This is a genomic window from Finegoldia magna (assembly GCF_003182075.1).
Classification (GTDB): Bacteria; Bacillota; Clostridia; order Tissierellales; family Peptoniphilaceae; genus Finegoldia; species Finegoldia magna.
The window spans coordinates 1-4105 of record NZ_QGTH01000043.1; the positions used below are offsets into that span (position 1 = coordinate 1).

Annotated in this window: 6 protein-coding genes; all 6 read right to left on the minus strand. The window is 34.8% G+C overall.

Translation table 11 applies throughout. The features are described from left to right. Positions 1-86: 86 nt before the first annotated feature. On the minus strand, positions 87-233 hold the full coding sequence (locus DES33_RS09355; protein WP_000504425.1) for a Maff2 family mobile element protein: 147 nt from the start codon (positions 231-233) through the stop codon (positions 87-89). A 104-nt stretch (positions 234-337) separates the two neighbouring features. Beyond that, positions 338-2197, minus strand: coding sequence for a group II intron reverse transcriptase/maturase (ltrA, locus tag DES33_RS09360; protein ID WP_110058816.1), 1860 nt, complete (start codon positions 2195-2197; stop codon positions 338-340). A 723-nt stretch (positions 2198-2920) separates the two neighbouring features. Beyond that, positions 2921-3052 (minus strand): Maff2 family mobile element protein, encoded by a 132-nt coding sequence (locus DES33_RS09365; protein ID WP_000394205.1) that lies wholly within the window; start codon positions 3050-3052, stop codon positions 2921-2923. A 1-nt stretch (position 3053) separates the two neighbouring features. Then, positions 3054-3365, minus strand: coding sequence for a single-stranded DNA-binding protein (locus DES33_RS09370; protein ID WP_110058817.1), 312 nt, complete (start codon positions 3363-3365; stop codon positions 3054-3056). A 190-nt stretch (positions 3366-3555) separates the two neighbouring features. Next, positions 3556-3831 (minus strand): hypothetical protein, encoded by a 276-nt coding sequence (locus DES33_RS09375; protein WP_110058818.1) that lies wholly within the window; start codon positions 3829-3831, stop codon positions 3556-3558. Between the two features lie 18 nt (positions 3832-3849). Next, the coding region (locus tag DES33_RS09380) for a hypothetical protein (protein ID WP_428839415.1) at positions 3850-4105 on the minus strand (256 nt) is incomplete at its 5' end.

Below are 4105 nucleotides of genomic sequence, written 5' to 3' on the forward strand. Positions count from 1 at the left end.
ACTCAAGATTTGCTTTGATACCTCCGAGTAGCATATCCTTAAAAAATTCAGTTAGCTTGTCAAAGATACCAAACATAGACTTTCTCCTAATTTAATGCATTTGCAAGTAGTGGAATTAATTTGATACCGATTAGTACAATTCCCCCACCAGCCATAAGCTGCTTAATACCTTGGGATTTAGCACCAGATAGTGATAGGTAATCCTTTGATGTTATCTCCGGATTTTCCCCCACTTCACACCGTGCATGCGACTTTCACCGCACACGGCGTTCCATCACAAGAAAGGTTTTCACGTTTTAACTAAGACTTACACACTTCGTAACAAATTATTTTTTTTCTAAATTAGTGGCAATCCTGCCATTTTTCTAAGCTTATTACATTTCTCGATCTGCTTGACCGTTAAGCCAAGCTCTTTTATATATTTTTGGATTGTATCTTCTTTTGTTGCATGGATAAGTATATGAACTGCTTCTGTAACAAGAATTAAGTTGCTATAACTGTCTGTACCGCCTTGTTCAAGCGGTATCTTGTGATGGCAATGTATATCGTTTGGTGTAAGTTTTACACCTGTTACCCCACATCTGCCATATTGAGCTGCAAAGAGCGAGATTCTGTTGTCTGCAAACTCTATACTCTTATCAAGTACAGGATGTCTCATCAACCAAACAAGTGTATCTACATCAATTTGCAGATTTTTATGAATAAAAGCTCTGCCCTTTGCAGTGTATTTATTTACAACCTTTTTCTTGTGTTTTGCGTCCTTTGTCCTAATATATCCAACTGGAATTAGCGGATGTCCATTAAGGAAGCGAAGCTGTTTACTTTTTCCATATTTTTCTTTGATAAATCCTTTGTTTAGAGTTCCACTGGTTTTAATATCAAGTCTGTTGTTCATCTGCTTTTTAATGTGAAAGGCTATTTTAGCAAAGTCCAAACTTACATTTGTTGCTATTTGGTAGTAATTATGCAAGCCTGAAACAGTGGCATTATACTTGGCTATTGCTTTGTACTGTTCCTTTTCGTTTGCAGGTCTTTTTATATCCGCAACACATTTAGAAATATCTTCTTTTGCATTTTTCAGTGCCTTATCACTTATATGCGACTGTACAACAAACTTTTTGCCTTTTGGTTTAACCTTCAGCTTGAAACCTAAGAACTCCGAATACTTTTGTTTTAGATTTGTTATTTTAGATTTTTCTTCACTTACATTTAGTTTTAATCTGTCTTGCAACCATTTTGTAACTGCCTGATAGATTCTTTTTGCATCGTAGTAATTACGGCAAAATATCTTAAAATCATCAGCATACCTTACAATGTATATTTCTTTTAGGTTGCTTGTTCTTAAAGCTCTGTAGGTATGGCTTTTTATCTCTGTTCCTTGACTGTTCGTTCTCTGTTTATATGGATAATGCGTGGGCATTGTCAGCCATTGAGAAGAAACCCACCAATCTAATTCGTTCAAGACTACATTAGATAGTAGCGGTGATAATATACCGCCTTGTGGTGTTCCCTTTGTTGGTGTAATTACCTTTTTATCGGGCATAACTATGTCTGCTTTCAGCATTTCCTTAATGATACAAAGTAGCTTTTTGTCTTGGATACCCAAATTCCAAAGTTGCCTTATGAGCTTTGCATGATATACATTGTCGAAAAATCCTTGTATATCAATATCAACTACATAGTGTAAGTGCTGTATCTGCATTAGTCTCGCACATTCTGCAATAGCGTGTTCCGTACTCCTGTTAGGTCGAAACCCATAGGAGCTGTCATGAAACTTGGCTTCACATATCGGCTCTAATATTTGCAAGATACATTGTTGTACAATTCTGTCTACAATAGTCGGTATTCCTAAAGGTCTTATTTTCCCATTAGGCTTTAGTATCTCCACTCTCTTTACAGGGCGTGGTTTATACCAATGAAACTGTTTTTGTATGAGAGAAATGTATTCTTCTTCATTTAGCCTTGATAGATGTTTTATTGTTCTGCCATCTACTCCGGCTGTATGACTTCCTTTGTTCCCTTTGATACTGCGATAGGCAAGTTTTATATTTTCTCTTGAAGTTATCAACTCCATTAAATTTGAAAATACTTTATTCTTACTGCTATCTTCATATAAATCATCAAGGACTTTTTGCAAGTCATAGTATTCCGTATAACGGATTTTGCTTTGTTTCAGTGTTTGTTTCGAAGTGGACACAGTCACCATCTCCTTTCGGATTTGATTTTCTTTGTCATACTCGAAGCTGTGTTTGTCTTAATTTCAGTTCTTGTACTTTCCTGTGACTGGTGGCTATCCCTCCACGAACTTATTATTTTCGCTTCATAGGTACTGTGCCACCGCTTTCACCAAGATAAAGAACGGTTATATGCTGTTTTTTTTCAGTCATTTTCCCATTCAACACTTCATTAGCATTAGACTGCTTCCATGCTCTTGGCTTACCACGTTCCGACAATCTTATCTTTGAATACGTTTAGGTTCTTCCTCTAAGCCTGTGTTTAGTTTTCACCATATCGCCTGTAACGATATATGGATTTTCATAACAACCATTCTTACTCATCCACAAACACCCCATCTTTGATGGGAATTGCCGTTAGGCAAATTCAAACGTTTAGACCCTTACATTCGGAAGTACGTCAGTGCTTTGGTATACACATTCTCACCATGCGTATTCGACACCCGACATATAGGTAGCACCGTCCACCTCTGAACAGCTTTCGTGTCTGATGTTAATATCAGTCTTACGGCTACTCTCTGCCGACTTCACCGAGCTTTTGACAATGAAATAGTCTAATGTTCATTGCCAATCGGAGTATCAGTGTAGGCATTTCAGGGCGTTACCCCGTCATTCTACCTATCAGATTGCCAGTTCTCCTAAGTTTTGAACTTTCAGTCCTTCGACTTAGTGCATAAGCTTTTCACTTATGAACGTGTCGCACGGTTATCATTACCATAACCTTCCATCAAGTTAATAACTCCCCATGCTCCTAAACCTGCACCAATTGCAGTTACAAGTGTCTTTAAAACTCCAACTCCAGCTGTAAAAAATTCCATATTATTCCTCCTCGTTTTCTTTCTTATTTTCTATTTTATTTAGTGATTTAACTATAAAATTCTTGTAGACCTTATCTCCTTTTTTGTTTTCTTTGAAATATCCAAAGACATGGATTAGATCTCCTTTTTCAAATTCTTTTACAATTTCTACCTTTTCTCCATATACTGAGCAATTTGTATATTCTTTGCCCTTTCCATATTTTTTAACAAGAGCAAAATTTACTACTTGAACATTTTCTCCATCTTTTTCAAATTCTGAAAATTCAGCTTCTTTAACTAAATTTGCATTAATATTTATCATTTCTCTATCCATTAATTTCTTCTCCTTAATCTATAAATTTCAATTAAAAAAGCGACTGAACTTTTAATTTCAATCGCTAAATTTCTTATATATTAAATTATTTAAGTGGGACTTCTTATCCTTACCATCTTAACCTCCTAATTTTGAGTATAAAAAAAGACGATAGAGTTTTTAATTTCTATCGCCTATTAATACCTTATTTCTAGTCTTCTACAATAGATACTTCGAGATCTATCGCTTTAAATGTAGCAGTTATTCCTACTTCTTCTTTTACTGTTTTTTCAAATAGCTCAGCTATATCATATGGAGACATATCATATATATCTTCATACCATTCATTACTTTCATCGTACATTGTCTCACATATTGCTTCAATATAATTTTTCTTATCACTTGTAAGTTCTGTATCACTTTCCAAAATAAACTGCACACCATTTATATTTAATATAATTAAAGATGATTTTCTATTTTCGCACATTTTGCTTTCTCCATAAACTCAAATGTTTAACCTATTTATCTTATAACTTGATTTTAACTTTACCTTATCTCTATTTGTTAGATACTCTTCAACATCAAACAAGTTTTTCTTATCATAATCTTCCAACAACTTGTAATTCTTATGCTTTGTAATATCAAATTTATCAGACAAGAAAGGTCTTACTCCACAAGCAAGTTCAAGCATCTCCATGTCTTTATTCAAATGAGGACGAATGTATTCGCAAACTTTATCATATACTCCTTTGTCTTTTTTC

What these genes read in the sequence shown, in the direction of transcription:
- DES33_RS09365 (WP_000394205.1), bottom strand. Translation starts at nt 3,052, where the DNA reads ATGGAATTTTTTACAGCTGGAGTTGGAGTTTTAAAGACACTTGTAACT.
- DES33_RS09370 (WP_110058817.1), bottom strand. Translation starts at nt 3,365, where the DNA reads ATGGATAGAGAAATGATAAATATTAATGCAAATTTAGTTAAAGAAGCT.
- DES33_RS09375 (WP_110058818.1), bottom strand. Translation starts at nt 3,831, where the DNA reads ATGTGCGAAAATAGAAAATCATCTTTAATTATATTAAATATAAATGGT.